This window comes from Hydrocarboniphaga sp. FW305-C-57 (assembly GCF_058783045.1).
The window spans coordinates 146,288-169,139 of sequence record NZ_JBYSYG010000001.1 but is presented as its reverse complement, the minus strand read 5'-3'; the positions used below and the strand labels follow the sequence as shown (position 1 = coordinate 169,139).

21 protein-coding genes are annotated in these 22,852 nt (G+C 65.4%); 11 read left to right on the top strand and 10 right to left on the bottom strand.

The genetic code is table 11. From position 1 onward, the window contains the following. The first annotated feature begins 39 nt into the window (after window positions 1-39). The 4 genes from AC3WUM_RS00750 to AC3WUM_RS00735 all read left to right on the top strand — a co-directional run bounded on the left by AC3WUM_RS00750 (window position 40) and on the right by AC3WUM_RS00735 (window position 3,005). Window positions 40-285 (top strand): hypothetical protein, encoded by a 246-nt coding sequence (locus AC3WUM_RS00750; protein ID WP_492408159.1) that lies wholly within the window; start codon window positions 40-42, stop codon window positions 283-285. 109 nt (window positions 286-394) lie between these two features. Further along, the gene (locus tag AC3WUM_RS00745) at window positions 395-1,564 is read left to right on the top strand and encodes an esterase/lipase family protein (protein WP_492408157.1); all 1,170 of its coding nucleotides are present in this window, start codon (window positions 395-397) and stop codon (window positions 1,562-1,564) included. 35 nt (window positions 1,565-1,599) lie between these two features. Beyond that, window positions 1,600-2,061 carry a YaiI/YqxD family protein gene (locus tag AC3WUM_RS00740; RefSeq protein WP_492408155.1) on the top strand — a complete coding sequence of 154 codons (462 nt, stop codon included), beginning with the start codon at window positions 1,600-1,602 and terminating at the stop codon, window positions 2,059-2,061. A gap of 2 nt (window positions 2,062-2,063) precedes the next feature. Further along, on the top strand, window positions 2,064-3,005 hold the full coding sequence (locus AC3WUM_RS00735) for a hypothetical protein (protein ID WP_492408154.1): 942 nt from the start codon (window positions 2,064-2,066) through the stop codon (window positions 3,003-3,005). Window positions 3,006-3,161: 156 nt separating this feature from the next. On the opposite strand, the gene AC3WUM_RS00730 is transcribed toward AC3WUM_RS00735, so the two are convergent. After that, a complete protein-coding gene (locus AC3WUM_RS00730) occupies window positions 3,162-4,064 on the bottom strand; it encodes a LysR family transcriptional regulator (RefSeq protein ID WP_492408152.1) in 903 nt (300 codons plus the stop codon). Window positions 4,065-4,170: 106 nt separating this feature from the next. Here AC3WUM_RS00730 and AC3WUM_RS00725 point away from each other — a divergent pair, with 106 nt between their 5' ends. Beyond that, a complete protein-coding gene (locus AC3WUM_RS00725; RefSeq protein ID WP_492408151.1) occupies window positions 4,171-4,836 on the top strand; it encodes an NAD(P)-dependent oxidoreductase in 666 nt (221 codons plus the stop codon). A gap of 24 nt (window positions 4,837-4,860) precedes the next feature. Here AC3WUM_RS00725 and AC3WUM_RS00720 read toward each other — a convergent pair whose 3' ends face one another. Beyond that, window positions 4,861-5,580, bottom strand: a complete 720-nt coding sequence (locus tag AC3WUM_RS00720; RefSeq protein ID WP_492408150.1) for an energy transducer TonB — start codon at window positions 5,578-5,580, stop codon at window positions 4,861-4,863. Between AC3WUM_RS00720 and AC3WUM_RS00715 the strand changes: the two genes are divergently transcribed. After that, window positions 5,571-6,296, top strand: a complete 726-nt coding sequence (locus tag AC3WUM_RS00715) for a PQQ-binding-like beta-propeller repeat protein (protein ID WP_492408932.1) — start codon at window positions 5,571-5,573, stop codon at window positions 6,294-6,296. The two genes, AC3WUM_RS00720 and AC3WUM_RS00715, sit on opposite strands and share 10 nt — an antisense overlap. Before the next feature lie 62 nt (window positions 6,297-6,358). On the opposite strand, the gene eda is transcribed toward AC3WUM_RS00715, so the two are convergent. The 4 genes from eda to AC3WUM_RS00695 form a co-directional block, all read right to left on the bottom strand. Then, a complete protein-coding gene (eda, locus tag AC3WUM_RS00710; protein WP_492408149.1) occupies window positions 6,359-7,024 on the bottom strand; it encodes a bifunctional 4-hydroxy-2-oxoglutarate aldolase/2-dehydro-3-deoxy-phosphogluconate aldolase in 666 nt (221 codons plus the stop codon). Between the two features lie 129 nt (window positions 7,025-7,153). Further along, a complete protein-coding gene (locus tag AC3WUM_RS00705; RefSeq protein WP_492408148.1) occupies window positions 7,154-8,575 on the bottom strand; it encodes a mannitol dehydrogenase family protein in 1,422 nt (473 codons plus the stop codon). Then, window positions 8,572-9,987, bottom strand: a complete 1,416-nt coding sequence (uxaC, locus tag AC3WUM_RS00700; protein WP_492408147.1) for a glucuronate isomerase — start codon at window positions 9,985-9,987, stop codon at window positions 8,572-8,574. The genes AC3WUM_RS00705 and uxaC overlap by 4 nt, the downstream gene beginning before the upstream one ends. 19 nt (window positions 9,988-10,006) lie before the next feature. Then, window positions 10,007-10,783, bottom strand: coding sequence for a FadR/GntR family transcriptional regulator (locus AC3WUM_RS00695; RefSeq protein WP_492408146.1), 777 nt, complete (start codon window positions 10,781-10,783; stop codon window positions 10,007-10,009). Between the two features lie 146 nt (window positions 10,784-10,929). Between AC3WUM_RS00695 and manD the strand changes: the two genes are divergently transcribed. The 3 genes from manD (at window position 10,930) to AC3WUM_RS00680 (ending at window position 13,719) form a co-directional block, all read left to right on the top strand. Further along, window positions 10,930-12,138, top strand: coding sequence for a D-mannonate dehydratase ManD (gene manD / locus AC3WUM_RS00690; protein ID WP_492408145.1), 1,209 nt, complete (start codon window positions 10,930-10,932; stop codon window positions 12,136-12,138). Between the two features lie 24 nt (window positions 12,139-12,162). Further along, window positions 12,163-12,714: a nucleoside hydrolase-like domain-containing protein gene (locus tag AC3WUM_RS00685; RefSeq protein WP_492408144.1), complete on the top strand. Its 552-nt coding sequence runs from the start codon at window positions 12,163-12,165 to the stop codon at window positions 12,712-12,714. A 102-nt stretch (window positions 12,715-12,816) separates the two neighbouring features. Then, complete coding sequence (locus tag AC3WUM_RS00680) at window positions 12,817-13,719, top strand: sugar kinase (RefSeq protein ID WP_492408142.1); 903 nt, start codon at window positions 12,817-12,819, stop codon at window positions 13,717-13,719. 51 nt (window positions 13,720-13,770) lie between these two features. Here AC3WUM_RS00680 and AC3WUM_RS00675 read toward each other — a convergent pair whose 3' ends face one another. After that, a complete protein-coding gene (locus AC3WUM_RS00675; RefSeq protein WP_492408141.1) occupies window positions 13,771-15,891 on the bottom strand; it encodes a hypothetical protein in 2,121 nt (706 codons plus the stop codon). A gap of 145 nt (window positions 15,892-16,036) precedes the next feature. Here AC3WUM_RS00675 and AC3WUM_RS00670 point away from each other — a divergent pair, with 145 nt between their 5' ends. Both AC3WUM_RS00670 and AC3WUM_RS00665 read left to right on the top strand, forming a co-directional pair. Next, window positions 16,037-16,273, top strand: coding sequence for a hypothetical protein (locus tag AC3WUM_RS00670; protein ID WP_492408140.1), 237 nt, complete (start codon window positions 16,037-16,039; stop codon window positions 16,271-16,273). Between the two features lie 266 nt (window positions 16,274-16,539). Then, a complete protein-coding gene (locus tag AC3WUM_RS00665) occupies window positions 16,540-17,556 on the top strand; it encodes a LacI family DNA-binding transcriptional regulator (protein WP_492408139.1) in 1,017 nt (338 codons plus the stop codon). Window positions 17,557-17,577: 21 nt separating this feature from the next. On the opposite strand, the gene AC3WUM_RS00660 is transcribed toward AC3WUM_RS00665, so the two are convergent. The 3 genes from AC3WUM_RS00660 to AC3WUM_RS00650 form a co-directional block, all read right to left on the bottom strand. After that, window positions 17,578-18,768 (bottom strand): family 43 glycosylhydrolase, encoded by a 1,191-nt coding sequence (locus AC3WUM_RS00660; RefSeq protein ID WP_492408138.1) that lies wholly within the window; start codon window positions 18,766-18,768, stop codon window positions 17,578-17,580. A 30-nt stretch (window positions 18,769-18,798) separates the two neighbouring features. Beyond that, window positions 18,799-20,052 carry an MFS transporter gene (locus AC3WUM_RS00655; RefSeq protein WP_492408136.1) on the bottom strand — a complete coding sequence of 418 codons (1,254 nt, stop codon included), beginning with the start codon at window positions 20,050-20,052 and terminating at the stop codon, window positions 18,799-18,801. Between the two features lie 70 nt (window positions 20,053-20,122). Next, the gene (locus tag AC3WUM_RS00650) at window positions 20,123-22,798 is read right to left on the bottom strand and encodes a glycoside hydrolase family 2 TIM barrel-domain containing protein (protein ID WP_492408135.1); all 2,676 of its coding nucleotides are present in this window, start codon (window positions 22,796-22,798) and stop codon (window positions 20,123-20,125) included. Window positions 22,799-22,852: the final 54 nt, after the last annotated feature.

Below are 22,852 nucleotides of genomic sequence, written 5' to 3'. Positions count from 1 at the left end.
GGATGATCCGCCCAATCCTCTGACCAGTCCGGCCCAGAAATGACCAGCGACGACCTCACCAAGACGCACCCGATCGGCTCGAACTGGCTGTTCTCGTGGACCGACGAATACCTCGTGACGGTGACCGGCCACGGGCGCCGGGGCATCAAGGTGAGCTATCGCAAACCCGGCTCCAAGGATTCCAAGCACACGCTCAAGGCCGGCATCTTCCAGCCCGAAGAACTCGTGCCGCTGCCGCGACGCGGCAAGTCCGACACCGAGGCGGGCAACGCGCCGCGAAACTGAAGACCGGCCGCATCGACGCGCCGGCCTGCGCGCGGGCCAAAGCCCGCCGCGCCGTTCGCAGCCGACACTGAGCGCCCTCGTCCACTGGCGAATGACGCCCGGATAGCCGATGCGCTCCTCCGATCTGCGCGGCGCGACCCGGCTCGCGGTCAGCGCCACGCTCGCGATCACCGACATCGTCGAGCACATGCACCGCAACATCTCGCACGTGCCGTGGATCTTCGGCACGCTGCCGCCCGGGCGCACGCGCGGCATCACCGGCCTGGTCTACCGCAACATCCGCAGGGTCACCGGCTGGGTCGGCGGCGGGCTCGACCTGGCGATCCGCCAGCTGCAGCCACTGATCGACACCGCCGGCGAAGAAGCCGGCCCGGCCGGGCGCGATGCGGTGATCGCCGTGCTCAACGGCGTGCTCGGCGACCACCTGGAGGCCAGCGCCAACCCGCTCGCGACGACGATGCGTTTCCGCCGCGACGGCCGCGACCTGCCGCGCTGCGAAGGCGGCCGCGTCCTACTGCTGATCCACGGCCTGTGCATGCACGACGGCCAATGGCGGCGCAACGGCCACGATCACGGCGCGGCGCTCGCGGGCGAGTTCGGCTACACACCGATCTACCTGCGCTACAACAGCGGCCGCCACGTCTCGACCAACGGCCGCGAACTCGCCGACACGCTCGAAACCTTCATCGACTCGGCCGAAACGCCGGTCACCGAACTCGCGATTCTCGGCTTCAGCATGGGCGGGCTGCTCGCGCGCAGCGCCTGCCATTACGCGGCGCTGGCGCAGCATCGCTGGCCCTCGCTGCTCAAGCGCCTGATCTTTCTCGGCACGCCGCATCTGGGCGCCCCGCTCGAACGCGGCGGCAACGGGCTGCAGGGGCTCATCGGCATCAGCCCGTACAGCGCCCCGCTCGCGGCGCTCGGCAAGCTGCGCAGCGCCGGCATCACCGACCTGCGCCACGGCAGCCTCGTCGACGAGGACTGGAGCGGGCTCGACCGCTTCGAGCGCGCCGATCGCCTGCCGACCGCGATCGGCCTGCCGCCCGGCGCGCTCGTCTCGGCACTCGCGGGCACCACCGGCTCGCGCATCGGCGATGTCGGCGACCGCCTGTTCGGCGACGGCCTGGTACCGGTGGAAAGCGCGCTCGGCCGCGATCCGAACGGCCATCGCGCCCTGCCGATCGCACCCGAGCGGCAATGGATCGGCACCGGCATCGGCCATCTCGATCTGCTCGACCGTCGCGAAGCCTACGAAGCGCTGCGCCGCCAGTTCCAGTAGCCAGCCGTGCCGCCCGCGCATGCGATCATGCGCGCATGAAAATCTGGGTCGACGCCGACGCCTGTCCGAAGGTCATCAAGGAAATCCTGTTCCGCGCCGCGCAGCGTCGGCAGATCGACCTGATCCTGGTCGCCAACGCGCCGCTCGCGGTGCCGCGTTCGAGCCGCATCCGCAGCGTCGTCGTGCCGCAGGGCATCGACGTGGCCGACCAGGCGATCACCGACTGGGCCGAGCGCGGCGATCTCGTGATCACGGCCGACATTCCGCTCGCGGCGGCCGTCGTCGAAAAAGGCGTGCAGGCGCTCAACCCGCGCGGCGAGCTCTATACCGCCGACAACGTCCGCCAGCACCTGTCGATGCGCAATTTCATGGCCGATCTGCGTGGCGCCGGCGTCGAAACCAGCGGGCCGGCCGCCTTCCATCAGCGCGATCGCCAGGCCTTCGCGAACCAGCTCGACCGGCTGCTCGCGCGCATTCCACCCGCGGCTTCGGCATAACGATGCGTTTCGACGGCTTCGTCGCGATCGACTGGTCCGGCGCGAGCGGGCGTGGCTATCGTGGGATCGCGGTTGCGCGCTGCGAGGCCGGCACCGCGGCACCGCAACTCGTGAAGCCTCCCGGCGCCGAATCTCGCGGACGCTGGACGCGCAGCGCGGTGTTCGACTGGCTCGTCGCCGAGGGCGACCGCGGCCCGCGCCTGCTCGTCGGCATCGACATGGCGTTCGCGCTGCCCGCCCCGTTCGCGGCGCCGCCGCTGCTGTGGGCCGGAATCGAAGCCCGCTGCGCACAGGACGCCGATCTCGCCGGCCATCGCTACGTGGAGGGCGATCCGCGTTTCTGGCGCAGCGGCCGGCAGCCGGCGGACTGGATCGGCCATCAACGTCCGGCCGAGCTGGCCTGCATCGCGCAGGGGCTCGGGCATCCGCAGACGCCGCTCAAGCTCATCGGCCCGAAGCAGGTGGGGCTCGGAACGCTGGCCGGCGCGCGGCTGCTGCACCGGCTGCGCTCGCACCATTGGGCGGTCTGGCCGTTCGACGAGCTCTCCCACCACGACCGGCGCCCGGTCTGCGTCGAAATCTACCCGCGCCTGTTCATCCGCCAGGCCGCGGGCGGCAACGCCAAGCTGCGCTCGGCCCCGGCGCTCGATGCGGCCTTGCGCGCGCTGGACAGCGAGCCGGCGGGCCTGACGCACTTCGACGACCACGAGGCCGACGCCATCGTCGCGGCGGCCGGGCTGCGGCGCGCAGCCAGACACCCGGCTCTATGGCGGGCCGGCGTCGGTCAGGAACGGGGATGGATATTCGGTGTTGCGGCAGCGGCCGAGGCGCCGCAGGCGGGACAGACTTCGGTTCAGACGATGGCTGCGACGGCGATCGAGGTCGCGACCCCGGCGATGAAGCCCCAGAAACCCCAGACCACGCGTGGACGAACGCGGCGCTGATTCACTTCATCGAGATAAAACAGAAAATTGACCCGCATCGTTCTCTCCTCACGCCGAATCGGCCATGTCCCTGGCCGCCAAGCGCCACCAGACTCAACTGTCACAATATCTTAACCGATCAGTATTTCGCGTCGGTAAGAAACCGAACAGCTGCCGTCAAAAGCTGACGCCCGGAACTTGCCGCAGGTAGGTGCGGATCGCCTCGATCGCGTGCCGCACCTTGGCGGGCTGGCCGTCGCGCTGCGGGGTGACCGCGGACATCGGTATCGGCGCGATCTTCCAGTCCTGTAGAACCGGCACCAGCCGCCCCTGGCGCAGGTCGTCCTCGAAATCCGGCCTGACTCCGCGTGCGATGCCGAGCCCGGCGACGCAGAGCTGCTGCACGGTGAACTGGTTGTTGCTCGCCACGCGCGGCTCCAGGTGCACGGTTTCGCGCTCGCCGGCCGGGCCCTGCAGCTCCAGCTCGAAGGCACGCGAATCGCGCGGGACCGCGATCCACTGATGCGCGAGCAGCTCGCCCGGCGTCTCGGGCACGCCCATGCGCGCGAGATAGGACGGAGCCGCGCACAGCAGCCAGTGCACGTAGCCGAGCGGCTGCGCGACCCAGGACGAATCGGGCAGCGGGCCGCCGCGGATCGCCAGGTCGATGCGCTCGTCGATCAGGTCGATCAGGGCGTCATCGACGTGCAGGTTCAGGCGCAGCGCCGGATAGCGGGCGAGCAGCGAGGCGAGCGCCGGCGCGATGTGGCGAGCAAAGCCCACCGGAGCGGCCACGCGCAGCTCGCCTTCGGGGGCGTCGCGAGCGAGCAGCAGCTGGGCCCTTGCCCGGTCGGCCGCCTCGACCATCGCCCGGCAATGCTCGGCGAAGCGCAGGCCGGTCTCGGTCAGCGCGAGCTTGCGCGTCGAGCGGTGCAGCAGGGTCACGCCATGCGCCTGCTCGAGCTGGCGCAGCTGCTGGCTCACGGCCGACGTGCTGATGCGCAGATACCGTGCCGCGGCACTCATCGAGCCGCTGCGGACGACCTCGGCGAACAGGGCATAGCGCTTGAGATCGTCCAAGCCTTCACCTTGAAGCAGGAGTTAATGGTCTTGTCTTGAATAGCAGACTTCTGCGCATCTGGTGAAGCTTCTATTGTCATCCCACACTCTTTCACTGGAATCCGACATGAGCAAGACCCTCCACATCGCCCTGATCGGCCCGACCGGCTTCGTCGGCGCCGCCGTGCTCGACGAGCTGCTGAGCCGCGGCCACCGCGTCACCGCCCTCGCCCGCAACCCGGCCAAGCTCGCGGCCCGCGAGGGACTCACCGTGGTCCAGGGCGACGCCACCGACGCGGCCCAGGTCGCCCGCGCGGTGGCCGGTACCGACGCTGTCGTCAACGCCTACAACCCGGGCTGGGACCACCCCGATCTGTATGCCGAGTTCCGCCGTGGCACCGATGCGATCCTGGCCGGCGTGAAGCAGTCCGGGGTCCGGCGCGTGCTCGTGGTCGGCGGCGCCGGCAGCCTGTTCGTGGCCCCGGGCGTGCAGCTCGTCGACACCCCGGCGTTCGCCGAAGCCGTGCCGCCGAACATCATCCCGGGCGCCCGGGCGGCCCGCGATGCACTGACCGAGCTGCGCAAGGAAACCGGGCTCGAATGGAGCTTCGTCTCGCCGCCCGCCCTGCTCGCCCCGGGCGAGCGCCTGGGGCGCTACCGCCTCGGTGGCGAAGATCTGCTCATGGACGGCGACCATCCGGCCGGCATTTCGGTGGCCGACCTCGCGGTGGCGATCGTCGACGAGCTCGAAACGCCGAGGCATGTCCGCCAGCGCTTCACGGTCGCGCGCTGAGCCGGGTTCGCGAGGCGTGAGGCATCAGGGCCCGGTTGCCTGCGCCGCGAGCAGCGCATTGCGCGCCTCGCGCCGGATCGCGAGCGAAGGGCCGATGTAGCGAAAGGTATATTCGGGCTCGCGGCCGATGGCGTCGGCCGCGAAGGCCGGACCACGCGAGGTCGCGGTCTTGCCGATTCGGTAGTTCAAGCTCGTGAAAGCAAAGCACGGACGGTCCGGCACGGCGCCCGCGCCGTCCTTGAACTGCAGCCGCTGCAACCATGCGATGGCGGCCTGCTCGAACACGCGCATGCTCGATTGCCTCACGGTCACGACCCGAATCGAGCCGCCGACCTCGACGTCGAAGATCACATCCACCCAGCCTTCGATACGGCGGCTCGCCGCCGCTTTCGGGTAGTCGGCCTGCCACATCCTGGGCTTGTCGCCCGGTCCGACACCCCGGCACCACCCTGGCGCACTGTCGTCCCCCAAGGCATGCATATGAGCGAGCGCATAGCGATCGAGCACGTTGGTGCGCGGCATCGTGCGCAGACGCCGATACTGTTCCATCGCCTCCTCACGGCGTCCGAGCGCTTCGAGCGTGCGGCCGCGCGCAAACGCCACCCAGGCGCGATCGAAATCGTTCGTCATCGCGGCTGCCGGCAAGGCGTCGAGCGCGCGCAAGCCGGCCTCGTCGGCACGCTTCAGGTCGTCGGCGGAAAGCTTGACCTTGGGTTGCGTCGCATCGCCTTCCCATTCGGGCACGGTGCTTTACGCCGATCGATCGACACCTGTGCAAAGAGCGCATCGCCTCGCTCGAACACGGCTCGATCTACACGCCGCCGAGCCTGAAGGGCACGGTGCTGTTTCCGGGCGCCGCCGGCGGCGCCGATTGGGGTGGCGGCGCCTATGATCCCGATAGCAAGTTGATGATCGTGCCCACCAATCGCGTTGCCATGGTGATGACGCTCATTCCGCGCGAGACGGTCACGCTCGACAAGGATCAAGCCATCGAAGCTGGCAAGCCGATGATCTTCCCGAACGAAGGCGTGCCGTATGTGACCAAGATGGAACCCCTGCTCTCGCCTTTGGGCACGCCTTGCACGGTACCGCCGTGGGCAGCGCTCACGGCCGTCGATATGGTCAGCGGGACGATTCGGTGGGAAGTGCCACTCGGCAGCATCGAGAAGCTGGCGAAGCTGCCGTTCTCGTGGGAGCTGGGCACGCCAGGGGCTGGCGGGCCGTTAGTCACGGCGGGCGGACTGGTGTTCATCGGCTACACGCTCGACGACCAGTTCCGGGCGTTCGACTTGAAAACCGGTAAGACGCTCTGGAAGGCCGAGCTGCCCGACGCCGGCATGGCAACGCCGATGAGCTATGAAGTCGGCGGCGAGCAGTACGTGGTGATCCCGGCGGGCGGACACAGCATGTACGGTTCAACCAAAGGCGACTCGGTCATGGCGTACAAGCTCAAGCGCTAAGTCTCAGCGCGCCGTCTGTGCTTCGATGCGGCCATCGCGTGATGCTGCGTGGTGGCCGCTTTTCATTGCACTGGAGCTGCAACGTCGGATTGCGACTTCGCCTTCTCAGGACGCAGCCGCAGCGCACGCCGGGCCAGCCCGGCGATGCCGTCCCAATCTGCCGCTTCGATCCGGGCTTTTGGTGTCAGCCAGGAGCCGCCTACGCAGGCGACGTTCGGCAACGCCAGGAAGCCCGGCGCGGTTTCGACGCTGATGCCGCCGGTCGGGCAGAAGCGTAGTCCCGGGAACGGCCCGCCCAAAGCCTTGAGCATGTCGATGCCGCCGGCCTGAACCGCCGGGAACAATTTGAGCGCGCTGCAGCCGAGCGCCTGGGCGCGCATCACCTCGCTCGGCGTCATCACGCCGGGGAGAAACGGCCAGCCGAGGCGGTTCGCCTGCTCGACCACTTCGGGCAGCAGGCCGGGGCTCACGCCAAACTGCGCACCGGCATCCATCGCAGCAAGCAGATCGGCATTCGTCAGCACAGTACCGGCGCCGACGATCGCCTCCGGCAGCGCACGGCGCACCGCGCGCACGGCCTCGATGCCGGCCGGCGTCCTGAGCGTGATTTCGAACACCTTGATGCCGCCGGTGAACAGCGCCGTGGCCATCGGTACGGCGACGCATGCGTCGTCGAGCACGATCACCGGAATCACCGGGCCGGCGTCCAGCACCTCTTCAATCTTCAAGCGGCTCTCCAGTCAGAATTCTTCAGTGCAACATTCAGCCAGCGGCGCGCATCCCCGGCGATGCGAGGTTTCGACTGGGCCGAGGTTGACGATCAGCTGGCTGAAGTTCGGAGTGCGTCGCGGCGACGCTCAGGCGTTAATGCCTTGCAGCCGCTCAGCGGCCTGAACGAGCGCGCGCCGCTCGGGCTCGCTGGCCTGCCAGTTCTGCGCGAACATCCCGCCACGACCGAACAGTGCATCGACTGTCCCGGTGAGCCCTTGGGATTGCCACAGCGCTTGCAGCTGCGCGGCCATCGGATCCTCCACCTTACGCGTGTCGCCGCGCACGTGCAGCAGCCAGGCCGCGAGTGCTTGCAGCGTCGCCAGGCTCGTGTGTCCTTTGTCGCGATTGACAGCCAGCGGCCTGAGCCAGCGTTGGGGAATCTTCTGAGAACCGTCCATCGCGATCTGCGCAAGCCGGTGCTGCAGTGCCGGGTTGGCGAAACGCTGCAATAGCGCATCGGCGTAGCGGCCGGCATCGAATCCCGGCATCGCATCGAGCGAACGCGCGGCCTCTTCGCGCATGAGCGTCTCGACCAGCGGCCCGATCTGCGCATCGGCGATTGCCTGATGCACATACTCATGCCCCCGCATCAAACCCAGATACGCGAGCGCCGAATGCGCTCCGTTGAGCATGCGCAACTTTGCGGTTTCGAACGCGCGCACATCGACCACCAACTGCGCCCCACCGGTTTCCCAGCGCGGACGCGCGGTGACGAAGCGATCTTCGATCACCCATTGGCGAAACGGCTCGGTGACGACCGCCGCCTCATCGCGATAGCCGAACTGCTCCACGAGCGCGTCGCGATCCGCATTCGTAGTCGCCGGCACGATGCGATCGACCATCGTCGAGGGGCAGCTGCAATGCTCACCGAACCAGCGGGCGAGTGCCGGATCGATCTGATCGAGAAACGCCACCAGCGCACGCTGCAGCCGCGCGCCGTTGTCGGCCAGGTTGTCGCAGCTGAGCAGGCTCAGGCCTGCGCGACCGGCCTGCATGCGCAGCGACAGCGCACGCGCGATGAAACCGTAGAGCGTGCGCGGCGGCGCCTGCGCGGATAGATCATGCGCGATGTCGGCGGCCGCGAGATCGAGCGCGCCGTCTGGACGCAGCCCATAGCCTTTTTCCGTCACCGTCAGGCTGACGATCTGCGTATCCGCCGAGGCCAGCGCTTCGATCACCGCGGTGGGCTGCTCGGGCGCCACGATCACGCGTTGCACCGCGCCGATGATGCGCGGCACGCTGCCTTGCGCATCTCGCTGAACCACGCTGTAGAGCCCTTGCTGCGGCGCGAGCTGATCGCGAACCTCGGGCGAGCGTAGCGACACGCCGACGATGCTCCAATTGCGATCGCCCGCATTCATCGCATCGTCGGTGTAGACCGCCTGATGCGCCCGATGAAACGCGCCAATGCCCAGGTGCACGATGCCGCTGCGCTGTGCACCGCGGTTGTATTGCGGCCTGGCCACCGATGCCGGCAGCGCACCGAACATTCCCTGGGACAGCCTCACAGCTTGTACGCCCGCTTGGCGAGCGAATATGACAGCTCCACCGCGAGTTCTTCGGCTTCCCAGTCGGCAATGCGATGCTCGGCTACCAGCTGCGCCAGAAAGCCGCAGTCGATGCGCCGCGCGACGTCGTGTCGCGCCGGTATCGACAGAAACGCGCGCGTGTCATCGTTGAAGCCGACGGTGTTGTAGAAGCCCGCGGTTTCGGTCATCGACAGGCGAAAGCGCCGCATGCCTTCGGGGCTGTCGTGGAACCACCAGGCGGGCCCTAGTTTGAGCGCAGGGTAATGCCCGGCCAGCGGCGCGAGTTCGCGCGAATACACTGTCTCGTCGAGCGTGAACACGATGATGGTCAGATCGCGCTCGTTGCCATAACGGCTCAGCAGCGGACGCAGCGCCTGTACGTACTCGGTCGCCAGCGGAATGTCCGCGCCCTTGTCGCGGCCGAAGCGCGCGTGGATCAGCGGATTGTGGTTGCGAAACGCGCCCGGATGAATCTGCATGACCAGCCCGTCTTCCAGGCTCATGCCGGCCATCACCGTGAGCATGTGTGCGCGGAACAGCTCGGCATCCGCGGGCTCGCACTGGGCGTGCGTCACGCGTGCGAACAGCGCTTCGGCTTGCGCTTGCGACAAATCTGCCGTCGCGGCGGTCGGGTGGCCGTGATCGGTCGAAGTCGCTCCCAGGCTCGCGAAGAACGCGCGACGCTTGCGATGCGCGGCCAGATAGCCGGCATAGCTCAAAGCGTCTTCGCCAGTGAGTTCAGCGAAGCGCCGCAGATTGGAATGAAAGCCTTCGAATTCCGGATCGACCACCGGATCGGGGCGATACGCGGTGATGACGCGGCCTTTCCAGCCGCTGTCACGAATCTTGGCATGATGGTCGAGCGTGTCGAGCGGCGATTCGGTGGTGGCGATCACCTCGATGTTGTAGCGCTCGAACAAGGCTCGCGGACGAAATGCATCGGTCGCGAGCGCGGCGGTGATGCGGTCGTAGTAATGATCCGAGCTGTCGGCATCAAGCAGCACGTCGAAGCCGAAGACCGCGGAGAACACCCAATCGAGCCACATGCGCGACGGCGTGCCGCGGAACAGGTGATAGCGGCTCGCGAACAAGCGCCAGGCTTGCCGCGGATCGATCGTGGACACCGCGCTGCCATCGATCGGCGACAGCCCGAGCGCTTCCATCGGCACGCCCTGGCTGTAGAGCATGCGGAACACGTAGTGATCGGGTTTGAGCAGTAGTTCGGTGGCGTTTTCGAACGCGGCGTTGTCCGCGAACCATTGCGGATCGGTGTGGCCGTGAGGGCTGATGATCGGTAGCCGAGCGACACGCTCGTACAACTGCCGCGTCAGCGAACGCAGGCCAGCGTCGCTCGGGAACAAACGATCCGGATGAAGGTGTAGAGGTCGCATCGCGCTGTCAGCTTCCCACTCAAAGCTTGGATGCGCGCGCATACCGTGCACGCTTGAGTTCGACCGAGCGTCGCGCTTCGGCCAGCGCCTGCTCTTCGATCGCGAACAGCAGGTGATCGATCACCGCATGCAGATGCGCTCGCATCGCCGTGCGGGCGGCAACGCCATCGCGCTTGCGCAGCGCATCGAGAATGGCGGAATGCTCGGCAACCACCGGCAGGACGTTGGCAGTGCGCGCCTTCTGTAGCAGCAGCGCGCATTCGGGCGAAGTCGAACGCAGGTGCCAGAGTTCTTCCACCACGTTGAGCACCGCGGCGTTGCGCGTGGACTTGGCGATCAGGCGATGGAAGGCATGATCGGCGTTGTCGGCGCCATCTTCGCGACGGTTCTCGTCCGCGATCTGCTCGACCAGCGATTCGAGTTCCTTGAGCTCCTCGTCGGTGATGTGCGTGGCGGCCAGCGCAGCGGCCTCGCCTTCGAACAGCACGCGTGCTTCCATGAGTTCGAAGGCGGTGACGTTGAAGCCTGGGCGATCTTCGCGGCCCGGGACACTCAGTACATAAGCACCCGAGCCCACGCGCACGTCGATGAGTCCCTGTACTTCGAGCGCGATCATCGCCTCGCGGACCGCTGGACGGCTGACGTTGTGTTCGAGCGCAAGTTCACGCTCCGCCGGCAGGCGATCGCCGATCGCGTACTTGCCGGCGGCGATTTCCTCGAACAGCTTGCTCGCCACCTTCTGGTACAGCCGGCTGGTCCCGGCGGTCTTTACCGCCTCGCCACCTACAGCCTTCATTCGCTGCTCTCGTTTCATCTCGCCTGTCTCACGGGTACTGGTTGGCCCGAATTAATTGGCAATACCACTTTATACGAATTGGCCAATCCGGATAACATGCCGAGACGATAACACGAAGGCGCCACCCGCCCGAGGAGAAACACAGCATGAAAATCATCTCGGCAGCGGTCATCGTGACCTGCCCTGGCCGCAATTTCGTGACCTTGAAGGTCGTCACCGATCAGGGGGTGTACGGCATCGGCGACGCCACGCTCAATGGCCGCGAACTGGCGGTGGCGTCTTACCTGCAAGACCACGTCGTGCCCTGCCTGATCGGGCGCGACCCCAGGCAGATCGAAGACATTTGGCAATACCTCTACCGCGGCGCCTACTGGCGGCGTGGGCCGGTGACGATGTCGGCGATCTCGGCCGTGGACACCGCGCTGTGGGACATCAAGGCCAAGATGGCCAATATGCCGCTCTACGATCTGCTCGGCGGCAAGAGCCGTGAAGGCGTGATGGTTTACGGCCATGCCAATGGCAGCGACCTGTCGGAAACCGTCGAAGCGGTCGGCCACTACATCAGCCTCGGCTACAAGGCGATCCGCGCCCAGAGCGGCGTGCCGGGGATCAAGGACAACTACGGCGTGGGTCGCGGCAAGTTGTTCTACGAGCCCGCCGATGCCGCGCTGCCGAGCGAAACCGGCTGGGACACGCGCAAGGCGCTTAACTTCGTGCCCAAGCTGTTCGACACGCTGCGTTCAACTTACGGTTTCGACCATCACCTGCTGCACGACGGCCACCACCGCTATTCGCCGATGGAAGCCGCCACGCTCGGCAAGCTGCTGGAGCCTTACCAATTGTTCTGGCTGGAGGACATGACGCCGGCCGAAAACCAGGAGGCGTTCAAGCTGATCCGCCAGCACACCACCACGCCGCTGGCGGTGGGTGAAATCTTCAACACCATCTGGGATTGCAAGGATCTGATCCAGAACCAGCTGATCGACTACATCCGCTGCACGGTAGTGCGCGCCGGCGGCATCACCCATCTGCGGCGCATCGCCGACCTGGCCTCGCTGTACCAGATTCGCACCGGCAGCCACGGAGCGACGGATCTGTCGCCGGTGACGATGGGCGCGGCGCTGCACTTCGATAGCTGGGTGCCGAACTTCGGCATTCAGGAATACATGCGCCACACGCCTGAAACCGATGCGGTATTCCCGCACGCCTATCACTTCGAGCAGGGCTACCTGTACCCGGGCGATGCGATCGGCCACGGCGTGGACATCGACGAGGCCGAAGCTGCGAAGTATCCGTACAAGCCTGCGTACCTGCCGGTGGCGCGACTCGAAGACGGCACCATGTGGAACTGGTAGCGGCAGGCCAACTCGCGAGGAGCCATGAATAGCGCAATCCGTTCGCTGACGCTGCTGGCATCGCTGTGCTGTGTTTTTTCCTCAGGCGCTGCGTCGCCTGCGGCTGCAGACAAGCCGCGCCTGATCGTCATCACCGACATCGGCACCGAGCCCGACGACGTGCAATCCGTGGTGCGCCTGCTGACCTATGCCAACGATCTGGAGATCGAGGGCTTGATCGCCTCGATCTCGCGGCATCTGCCCAACCAGGTGCATCCGGAATTCATCCAGCGACGCGTCGAGGCCTACCGCGAGGCGCTGCCGAACTTGCGCGTGCATGACGCGCGCTATCCGGACGCGGATGTGCTGGCCAAGCGCATACGCGCCGCCGATCCGATCTACGGCCTGCAGGGCGTCGGCAAGCAGAACCAGCATGCGGCGGCCGCGCGCCTGCGGACGGCAAGGGCGCACGCTATTCCACAGCGCAGGCCTCGATCGGCGAACTGCTCAGCGATCCGGGCGCCAAGGCCATCATCGAGCGCCATCTGCCGATGCTCGCGAAAAGAGCCGCGGCCTCCGAGCAGGCGCGCAAGATGACGTTGACCGCCGTGCGCCACTTCGATCCCAGCATCACCGACGCGCTTCTAGAAGGTATCGATGCAGAACTCGCGGCGTTGCCGTCCAAGCCTTGAGTCATCCATGCGCGTGATCCTTGTCGGCGAAGGCATGTTGGAGCTGTCGCAGTCGTGCGACGGTAAGGGCTGGCAGCTCGGCTACGGCGGTGACACGCTCAACACCGCGCTGCATCTGGCGCGCTACGGACGCGATGTTGCCTATGCGAGCGCGATCGGCAACGACGCTTTCAGCGCTCAGCTGTGCGAGCGCTGGGCTGCCGAGGGGCTCGATACCTCACTCGTGCTGCGCGATGCGACGCGCTCCACCGGGCTCTATGCGATCAGCACCGACGGACACGGCGAACGCAGTTTCAGTTACTGGCGCAGCGACAGCGCGGCGCGGCGGCTGTTCGAGCACGCGGATTCATTTCGGATGATCGATTCGGCCGCGCAAGCCGATCTGTTGTGCTTCTCACTGATTAGCCTCGCGATCCTGCCTACATCGGGGCGCGAAGCGCTGCTGCGGCTTGCGCGCCGCGTGCGCGACAACGGTGGGCGCGTGGTCTTCGATGGCAACTATCGCCCTCGTCTGTGGGCCAGCCTCGACGAGACGCGCGCAGCGCACGAAGCCGCCCTCGGTTGCTGCGACATCGGCCTGCCAACGCTGGACGACGAGCAACAACTGTTCGGTCATGTCAATGCCGACGCCGTTGCGCAGCACTGGCAAGCACGTGGCGTGCACGAAGTGATCGTCAAGCTCGGCGAACGCGGTTGCCGCATTGCCGACGGCCGCATCGTACCGCCGCCCGCCGTGATCACGCCGACAGATACCAGCGGCGCCGGTGATGCCTTCAATGCCGGCTATCTGCATGCCCGACTGGCCGGCGAAGCGCCGGCCCAAGCGGCGTTGATCGCGCATCGTCTGGCCGGCTGGGTGGTCACTCAGCGTGGGGCGATTCCGCCACGCACGGCGCAAGCGCCTTACTAAAAACGCGGATGTTCGCTGGCTCGGCAATACTCCGAGCCAGCGAACAAGGCATCAGCGACGTGCCACCGGCTTGCGCATCAGTTGACGCAAGCCAGCGAAGCTCAGCATCAACACCAGCGCCATCGGCGACCAGGCGCCGCTGCCGTTATCGTTCTCTTCTTCCGGCGTCGGCGCCGCTTTCACCACCACGCGAATACGCGCGAGGTTCTGCACCTGCCCATACGGCGAACTCGTTTCGTCATTGCGCTGCGCAGTGACTCGCGCCACCGGAAAATAGGTGCCGGGCTCGGTGAAAGTGATCGATTGCTGCGCGGACACATCGGGCGCGGCATCACCGAGCAGCGACAGGCTCAGCGGGAACGTGCCCGTCGTACCCTTCAAGTCCCATTCGACGCGCGTGATCTTCGCAGCGCTCGGCGGCACCGTGGCTTTCAAGGTCAGGGCGACGGGTTCGCCGACGGTTGCATTGATCGTCGCACCCGCAGCGCCACCAGCGCCCGACAGGCTCGCGACGGGTTGCACGCCGAAGCGCGTCGCCGCAGTGCCCGCGAGCTGCACCTGGTTGTTCGCGTCGATGGTGTAGCTGGAGTTCGCCGGCGGCGCAGTGCCGCTCTCGACCCAGGCATCCAGATACAGCAGCGCCTGCTGCAAAGCTGAGTCGTACGCGACGGTGTGGTGCTCGGCCATCGGCACGGTCAGACGCTCGTGATCGGCGTTGTCCATGTACCAAAGCCGGAAGCTGTCTTCGTACTGCGCGGCCTTCTCGACCTTGGCGCGCTTGAGATACCAGTCGGCCGACCACGGGTAGGCCTGCACGTCGAGCACCGAGGCGAGCATGATCATCTTGCCGTTGAACTTGCCGGTCGCCACCGAACCGCCCGACGAAGCCGCAAGCAGATTGCCGATCAGCAGCGGACGCTGCGGATGGATCATGTTGCCGCCCGCATCGCGATACTGGCTCCAGCCGTATTGCTCCGCATCCGGCACCTGATAGCGCGGAAAATACTGCAGCGCGAGCAGCCAGGAGTTGTCGATGCGCACCGCGCTGCCGGCGGCCACGCCGATCGCATTGCTGAGCCGCAGCGTGTTGCCGGAGACGCCGACGATGGTCGCGGAATTACCTGCGCCTGGGCCACTGGTGACGGTGAGATCGGCATTGAGCACCGCGCCGGACGGCACGTTCTGCAGCACGAGCTGCTGCGCGCTCTCGACGGCGACGGCGCTGCTGTCGTGCTGCAGGCGCGCGGCCGCAACCGACGGATTGCTGCCTTCGTAACCGGCCTTGGTCCAGAAGTCCTGCACGTAGGCTGGGTCGATGGCTTTGACCGCACCCGCCACAGCCGCGTAAGCGCCGCCGGTGAGCGTTGCATGCTGCCACCAGCCGCGCAGCGGAAAGCCGAGCTTGGTCACTTCGCTGAGCACTGCTCTCTGCTCGGCATTGAGCCCGGCGAACGGATCGCCGCTGCCACCCGGCGACATCGCCTCGGCGATCTGCGGCAGCACGCCATTGAGCACGCGCAGGGCAAGCAATTGCGAGACCTGGAAGCTCGGAATCGCATTTGGAACGCCCGGCACCATCGGCACGGAGCCATCCCAGACGCCTTGCGTATTTTCGGCCGCACCGAGCGTCTGATACGCGCCGCCGCTGGCGCCGTAGATGTAGCCACGCGGGCGGCTCGACGCGCCGTAGACGCGCTCGGCCTGCACGCGTGAATACTTCGCCGCCGCTGCATTGGCGCGATATGCCGCCAGCGCCCCGCCGGCCGGAACACCGCCGGCATTGTTGCTCGACACCACGTAAGCACCGTGGGAAATCGCGAACGCGATGGTGCTCGCGGAAGCGCCTTCGGTGGTCGTGGTCGGATAGGTCGATTCGAAGAAGCGCCCTTTGTAGATATCGGCTGCTGGGAAGTAGTACGCAAAGCGGACATTGGTATCGGTGAAGCCGCCATGCACGTAACGGTAGCTCACGTTGACACCAGTTCGCGCGTCGATCACCGACTCCTGCCGATCGATGTCTATGTAGGGCTGGTTCAGCACCGGATCGTCGCAGGTGTCGGTAATGAATATCGGAGTACCCGGCCCACTTGCTTCGCAGTTCGCGGCGCTTGCGGGCTGCGCTACAAACAACGCAGCGGCGGCGAGCGCGGACAGCGCCCCTCCGGCGTGCATCACTTTTCTGCTCGCATGCGCTCGTGAGCTTGCACGCGCTGCATGCGTGGATTGAATCGCTTTCACCCTTCCTTCTCCTCTTTGTTTTAGTGACGGTTGTCTTGGCGATGCGGGCACGGCCCGACCGGCTCTCGATCAAGCGAAATTGATCAAACGCGAAATCGATTCACCTGCCGGCGGATGCACGGGCACACAGCAGCGCCGCTGCACTCATGAGGCGGTGAACGTAGAAAGCCGACTGAAGCCGAACGCTGCGCGGGACGATCGGCAGCAAGCCGGGCGCGCGCAGCTGAAATTCGATCAGTGGATCGTTGCCGTCATAGAAGGGCCGAGCCCGACCATCGAAGCCAAGCTTCGACGGTGCTTCGCCCGTTGGGGCTGATCACGCATGCATCCATGTCTCCTCCGCACTTTTTCTGTGCTTTTCTTGCGCATTTCATGTTCATCGCTGCACGCGGGTATGAACCTGGGGCGTGATGCGATGAGCCGGTGATGTGTCGGTATGGCTCATGATTCGACGCCTATGACCGCGCTGTCAATTGGTTTCTGACGGCGCCGTTCGTAACGGTCTGGAAGGCAATGAATTTCGACTTGCAACGGCCCGCATTAAGATGCGCAGCCCATCAACGCATTGAACGCGGAGCCATCTTGCCTACCTCGATCAGCATCGACGATGTCGCTCGCGCCGCTGGCGTTTCGCGCAAGACCGTCTCGCGCGTACTCAATGGCGAGGCCTACGTTCGCGAAGAGAAGAAAGACGCGGTGCTCAAGGCGATCACGGCGCTCGGCTACACGCCGAACCCGGCCGCGCGTTCGCTCGCTGCAGGTCGCAGTTACTTGATCGGCCTGCTGACTCCGCGCGTGGAATGGTTTCAGTATTACTTCCACGAGCTGCATCGCCAGACCATTCGTGCTGCGCGCGACGCCGGCTTTCACGTGTTGCTTGAAGAAGTGGCCTCGCCCGACGACGAGGCCCTGCAGCGCCTGGAACGCAATCTGGCGCAGATGCGCTTCGATGGCTTGATATTGGCGCCGCCAATATCAAGCTACGCGCCGGTACTCAAACTTCTGAATAACTTGAGCCTTCGCCATGTGCGGCTGCAACCTTCGCAGCCACACGCGAACAGCGACAGCGTTTCGGCGAACGATGTGCAAGGCGCGCAAGCCATCGCCGATCATCTGAGCTCGCTCGGGCATCGCAAGATCGTCATCGGTCACGTGGGACCGAAACGCCACGATCAGCTCAAGGCCGCGCTGATCGGCAAAGGCGTAGCCGAGAAAGGCATTCAATCGATCGCAATCGATTGGAAACTACCGCCGTTCGAAGCTGGGCGCCAGCTGTGCCGGCAGACTCTGGCGTTGAAAAAATCAGCGCGCCCGACTGCGGTGTTCACGCATGCGGACGAAGTGGCTGCGGGCTTCGTCAGCCATGCGCTCGATCAAGGCATCGGCGTTCCGCAACAGCTTGCGGTGATCGGCTACGACGGCAGCCCGATCGCAGAATCCGCCTGGCCGGGAATCACCACCATCCGGCAACCGATCGAAGCAATGGCCAGGCAGGCAATGGCGCTGCTGCTCGATAAAAACACGCGAGCGCCGAGCCAGATCACGCTGCCGGTGGAACTGATCGCGCGAGGATCGACGGCTCGCAACATCGTGCGTTGAAGCGAGCGCCAGAACTTCTGCTCAACTGAATTCGGCCAGGCTCCACTCGTCATGCCAGCCGATCACCGGTCGATCGCCATCGAAGCCGATCGGCAGCCAGACGTAGCGTGACTTCGAGGTATCGACACCCGTCAACGATGCAGCAGGCACGATCGCTTTACGCTCCTCTGGCGTCAGCGTCTGCCTCGGCTTGGCCGTAGCCTTGGTGATTGCGCTGCGCGCCAGGCGTGACATTTCGCCGCTCTGGAATTGCGGATCGGTCCACAGATCCGGCAGCCAGCGATCAGCCATCGCGATATACAGATCTTTGCCCGGAATCTTGAAGATGTCGCTGATCTGCGAGCCGAACGAAGTCTCGCTGCGATCGTTCGCATGCAGCAGGCCCAGGTCGGTGAACGGCCCATGAGGGTCGGCGCTCGCGGCCACGCGCGAAGGGTTGGGAAAGTAGCCCGTCATGCCGGAACTGGTCAGGTACAGCTTGCCCTTGCGGGTGAAGCACGCGATGCCTTCGCAGGTGTTGGGCGCCTGACCCGGCAGGTGCCGAGTGTAGCGATCCGTGAAGCCCAGATAGTCGCTCGTGAGTTCGACGCAGACCACTTCGCGATGCTCGTGCTCGAAGTACATCCAGGCCTTTCCGGTGTCCTCGTCCTGCACCAAATCGAAGTCGCCTGCCGGCATGCCGGCCGGGCGAATGTCCGCATGCACGAGCCGATACGGACCGGTGATCGCATCGGCTTCGAGCACCGTTCTGAACTGCGGTCCGCGGCCGCGAATCTTGATCCAGCAGACGAATCTTCCGGTGGCCGCGTTGAACAGAATATGTGGGCGCTCCGGGAATACTTTTGGGCTCAGCGGCGACGTGGGATCGGTCTGATCGGGCGGGATCAGCGCGCCGAGATCGGTCCAGTTGTAGAGGTCCTGCGATGAGTAGAAACGAATACCCCAGCTTTCAATCCCGCTCTTGCCGTCGGTAAATTCCTTGTTCTCACCGTACCAGTAGAACGTGTTACCGACCGCGATTACCGAGCCGCCATGCGCCTGGATCGGCTTGCCCGCGGTGTCGAGCCACAACTCGCCTGGGTGGAAGCTGCGATAGCGCTTGGACGTCTCCGCCTCGTCGGGTGCCGTGCGGTGTCCTGCGCAGGCTGAGAGCGCCAGACCACTGAGCATGGGCAGTTGCAGGAACAATTTGCGGCGAACGCGATCGATCATGTCTCTAGTTCCTGATGATGGGTGACGCGCTCAGCGCCGGCCGCGCAACAGCGTCCACAGGATGGTCACGCCGATGAAGTCGAACACCGCCAGGCTCACGAACAGCGGGTTGTAGCCGATGGTGTCGGCGAGCGCGCCGACAACGAGTGAGAAGCTCATGCCGCCGATCCACGCGGCCGAACCGGCCATGCCGGTGGCAGTGGCGACGATGCGGCGATCGAATAGATCGGACGACAAGGTCATCAGCGCACCCGACAGCATCTGGTGCGCAAAGCCGCCGACGCAGAACAGCACGATCGCCGCACCTGGACTGCCGGCCAGGCCGATGCACGCGGGGCCGATCATGCAGATCGCGCCGCTCGTCACCACGATCTTGCGCGACGTGAGCAACGAAACCTTGAAGCGGCGCATGAGCCAGGGCGCGTAATAGCCGCCGCAGATCGAGCCTGCATCGGCCGCGAGAAACGGCAGCCAGGCGAAGGCGGCAATGCCTTTCAGATCCATGCCGCGCACTTCGAACAGATACAGCGGGATGAAGAAATTGAAGGTGTGCCAGGCCGGGTCGGCCAGAAAGCGCGGAATCGCGATGCTCCAGAAATCACGCGTGCGCAGCACCGCGCGCCAGCCGAGCACACTGCCATCGGTTGCGGGTGTGTCATCACGCCCCGATTGAATATGCGCGCGTTCTGCCTCGCCGAGCCGTCGATGCTCCGCGGGTGAGCGATAACCCCAGTACCACAGTGCAGCCCACAGCAAGCTCACGCCGCCAGTAACGACGAAGGCCGATTGCCAGCCCCAGATGGCGATGCAGAACACCACCAGCGGCGGCGCGATCATGCCGCCGATCGACGAGCCGATGTTGAACCAGCCCGTCGCCACCGTGCGCTCGCGCGGTGGGAACCATTCGCCAACGACCTTGATGCCGGCCGGAATTGCCGCCGCTTCGGTGGCCCCGAGCAGGCCACGGAAGAACGCGAGGCTATGCCAGCCGGTGGCGAAGGCATGCGCGCAGTTCGACAGCGCCCAGCCGATGGCGAACAGCGTGAATCCCAGGCGCATGCCGATGAGATCGAGCACGTAGCCCGCGATTGGCTGCACGACGGTGTATGCGCCCTGGAAGGCGGCGACGACCCAGCTGTATTGCTGGGTGCTCATGTCGAAGGTTTGCTTGAGCGTGGGGGCTGCGACGGAGAGCGAGGAACGTGCGAGATAGTTCAGCACCGTTCCCAGCGTGACGAGGCTGATGATCCACCAGCGGATGTGGCCGATGCGGGGAGCGGTCACGTGTGAACCCTTTTGCCGTCCCTTCTGGAATGACGAGGAATTGGGATTCGCCGGTTGGGGCCCACTCGGCTCAACGCACGACCTCGATCGCCGAAACCAATGCCGGTCCGCCCTTGGCGGTGAACTCGAGCACGAGCTTGCCGCCCTTCACTTTCACCGGCACCTCGCGAACCACCGCCGTCATTGCGTCACCCGCGGTCTTGCCGATGCTGAAATCACGCAACACCGTCTTGCCACCCGCACTCACATCAAAGGTGCGCGTCTCCAGCTTGCCCTTCTCGGGTTCGAAGAAGTGCAGCTTCAATTTCCACTGCCCATCCGGCACTGGCAGTTCGTAGCGGAAACTGCCGTCGCGATACGACTCGTAGAGTTCCGGCGAGGCCGTACCGGCGACGATTTTCGGCTTGCGATTGGGGATCAGGAACGGCACCACCACACGTCCCTTGCCGCCGATGAAGAAGTTGTCGGAACCATAGCGCGAACCGTCACTCGTCGAGCGGCCCGTGAGTGTTCCGGCCATGACGCGCAGCCCTGCTGCGGGATCGGGCGCCGTCCAGTTCAAGCGGTCGCTGATCGTCTTGCCACCGATGCTCGCGCTCGCTTCGAGTGTATTCTCGCCCTTGGCCAATTTCACTGCAGGCCAGACGCAGATGCGCTGCGCGCACGACACTTCACCCACAGCCTTGCCGTTGAGCGTCAGGCTCGCCTTGTCCGCATTGCTGTACGCGCGCACATCGACCACCGCATACGCGCGATCCACGTAGTGCCGGCCATTGAGATACAGCACCGGCTCGCTGGACCACTGCGCCTTGTAGAAATAGAACGCGTCCTTGCGCTGCTGGTGATCGTGATGCACCAGGCCCTTGTCGTTGATGTCGATGCTCTCGCCTTCGGCACGACCGGTGACGGCGAAATCAAACAGGTTCCAGATCCAGGTCGCGAAAAGGTACGGACGCTGCTCGATCTGCGCCCAGTTCTGCTCGTGATACCAGCTTTGGTATTCCTCTGGATGCGGACGGCCCATCGCATCGGGAGGACCGCCTTCGGGGTTGTCGGTGTGCTGCGAGAACGCACCGCCAGCGCCGTATTCGCTGATGCCGATCGGCTGCTGCGGATGCTTCGCATGAAACTTGTCGAGCATCTTGCCCATGTCCGCCGGCTCGCCGTAGTACCAGCCGAAATAGCGGTTGTAGGCGGTGACGTCGGTGGCGCCGGTGAGCGTCTGCAGACCGGGTTGAGACAAGGGCGAATCTTCGCAGCAATCAGCGTAGGAGGTGACGCGCGAAGGATCTTCGCTATGCGCGAGATCGCTGAGCATTTTCAGGAAGGCATGCGGCTGCGACAGCGGCGTCTTGCCTCCGTTGCGACGTTTCTCCACGAGCGCGCCGACATCGACTTCGTTGCCCATCGCCCAGATCGCGATCGATGGATGGTTGTAGTTCTGGCGAATCAGTTCGATGAGCTGTGACTTGGCATTGGCCACCGTGGCATCCGACGGCAGTGGCGCATGCGTCACCGAAGTCTCGTGCGTGTACGGCAACTCGGCCCAGACGATCATGCCGGCCGCATCCGCCGCGTCCGACCATTCCTGCGCATGTTCGTAATGCGCCTGGCGCACGGTGTTGGCGCCTATCTCGATCATCGTCGCCATGTCCTGCGCGTGATCCTCTGCCGACAGCGCCCAGCCCTTGCCTGCGCGATCCTGGTGGCGCGAGGCGCCATGCAGGCGTAGTGGCTTGCCATTGAGGATGAAGCCGCGGTCTGCATCGAAGGCAAACGTACGCAAGCCCAGCGGCTGCACGACGCGGTCGAGCACACGATCGCCGTCACGCAGTTCCACCGCGACGCGGTAGAGATAGGGATGCTCACGGCCCTGCCAGAGCGTGGGATTGTCGAGTACGAGGTTGCGGCGCGATTCGCTCGTGGTGTTCTTGGCGAGCTTCACCGGCGCGCTGTCACTGGCAACGACTTGGTCATGCGCATCGAGCATGCTCGTTACGAGCGAGAGCTTGCGTTGCTTGCCGCCGAGATTGCGCAGGCGCGTGAGTACCGAAACTTCGGCGCGTTCCGCGCTCACGCTCGGCGTGCTCAGGTAGACGCCAGGGCCGCCGTGATCGAGCACGTCGATCTGCGCGCTGTCCGTGCTCAGCAGCGAAACGCTGCGATAAATGCCGCCATACGGAAAGTAGTCGCCGCCGAGCGGCAACACGTCCTGCGTGCTGCTGCCGGCTTCGGCCTTGCTGTTGTCGGCCTTGACCACGATCAGGTTCTGGCCCGGCTTGAGCAGCGCACTCACGTCGAAGCGAAAGCGCGCGTACGAGCCGCGATGCTCGCCCACGCGCGTGCCGTTGACCCAGACTTCGGCGATCACCGCCACGCCGTCGAACTGCAGGAACTGCCTACGCTTGCCGTCGGGCTTGGGCAGCTCGAACGCGAGCCGGTACCAGCCCACACCGCGCTGCGTGTTCGGCGACGGCGTGCCGTCGTAGGTGCCGACGCGGTTCCAGGTGTGCGGCAGGTTCACAGGCTGCCAGGCGCTGTCGTCGTAGCCGCTCGCGGTGACGGCAGGGGCAGCCTCTCCGAAGTGAAAGCGCCAACCTGCTGCCAGCAACTGCTCGCTACGCGGGCCTTCGACGGCGGTGCTGACGGTCGCGTTCGCGGCGGCTGGTAAGGCCAGCGCGAAACAGGGGAAAGTGTATGCGAAAAGCGCCGCTGCGAAGCGCAGCGTTCTCCTTCCGAGTTCCATTGAGTGGACCTTCGTTTATAGTTGGCTGACCAATAGTGGGTGACTCGGTAAGAC

Coding starts and splice junctions, on each gene's coding strand:
- AC3WUM_RS00745 (WP_492408157.1), top strand. CDS start 395: ATGCGCTCCTCCGATCTGCGCGGCGCGACCCGGCTCGCGGTCAGCGCC.
- AC3WUM_RS00685 (WP_492408144.1), top strand. CDS start 12,163: ATGAATAGCGCAATCCGTTCGCTGACGCTGCTGGCATCGCTGTGCTGT.
- AC3WUM_RS00680 (WP_492408142.1), top strand. CDS start 12,817: ATGCGCGTGATCCTTGTCGGCGAAGGCATGTTGGAGCTGTCGCAGTCG.
- AC3WUM_RS00725 (WP_492408151.1), top strand. CDS start 4,171: ATGAGCAAGACCCTCCACATCGCCCTGATCGGCCCGACCGGCTTCGTC.
- AC3WUM_RS00660 (WP_492408138.1), bottom strand. CDS start 18,768: ATGATCGATCGCGTTCGCCGCAAATTGTTCCTGCAACTGCCCATGCTC.
- AC3WUM_RS00675 (WP_492408141.1), bottom strand. CDS start 15,891: ATGCACGCCGGAGGGGCGCTGTCCGCGCTCGCCGCCGCTGCGTTGTTT.
- uxaC (WP_492408147.1), bottom strand. CDS start 9,987: ATGCGACCTCTACACCTTCATCCGGATCGTTTGTTCCCGAGCGACGCT.
- AC3WUM_RS00750 (WP_492408159.1), top strand. CDS start 40: ATGACCAGCGACGACCTCACCAAGACGCACCCGATCGGCTCGAACTGG.
- AC3WUM_RS00650 (WP_492408135.1), bottom strand. CDS start 22,798: ATGGAACTCGGAAGGAGAACGCTGCGCTTCGCAGCGGCGCTTTTCGCA.
- manD (WP_492408145.1), top strand. CDS start 10,930: ATGAAAATCATCTCGGCAGCGGTCATCGTGACCTGCCCTGGCCGCAAT.
- AC3WUM_RS00735 (WP_492408154.1), top strand. CDS start 2,064: ATGCGTTTCGACGGCTTCGTCGCGATCGACTGGTCCGGCGCGAGCGGG.
- AC3WUM_RS00740 (WP_492408155.1), top strand. CDS start 1,600: ATGAAAATCTGGGTCGACGCCGACGCCTGTCCGAAGGTCATCAAGGAA.
- AC3WUM_RS00695 (WP_492408146.1), bottom strand. CDS start 10,783: ATGAAGGCTGTAGGTGGCGAGGCGGTAAAGACCGCCGGGACCAGCCGG.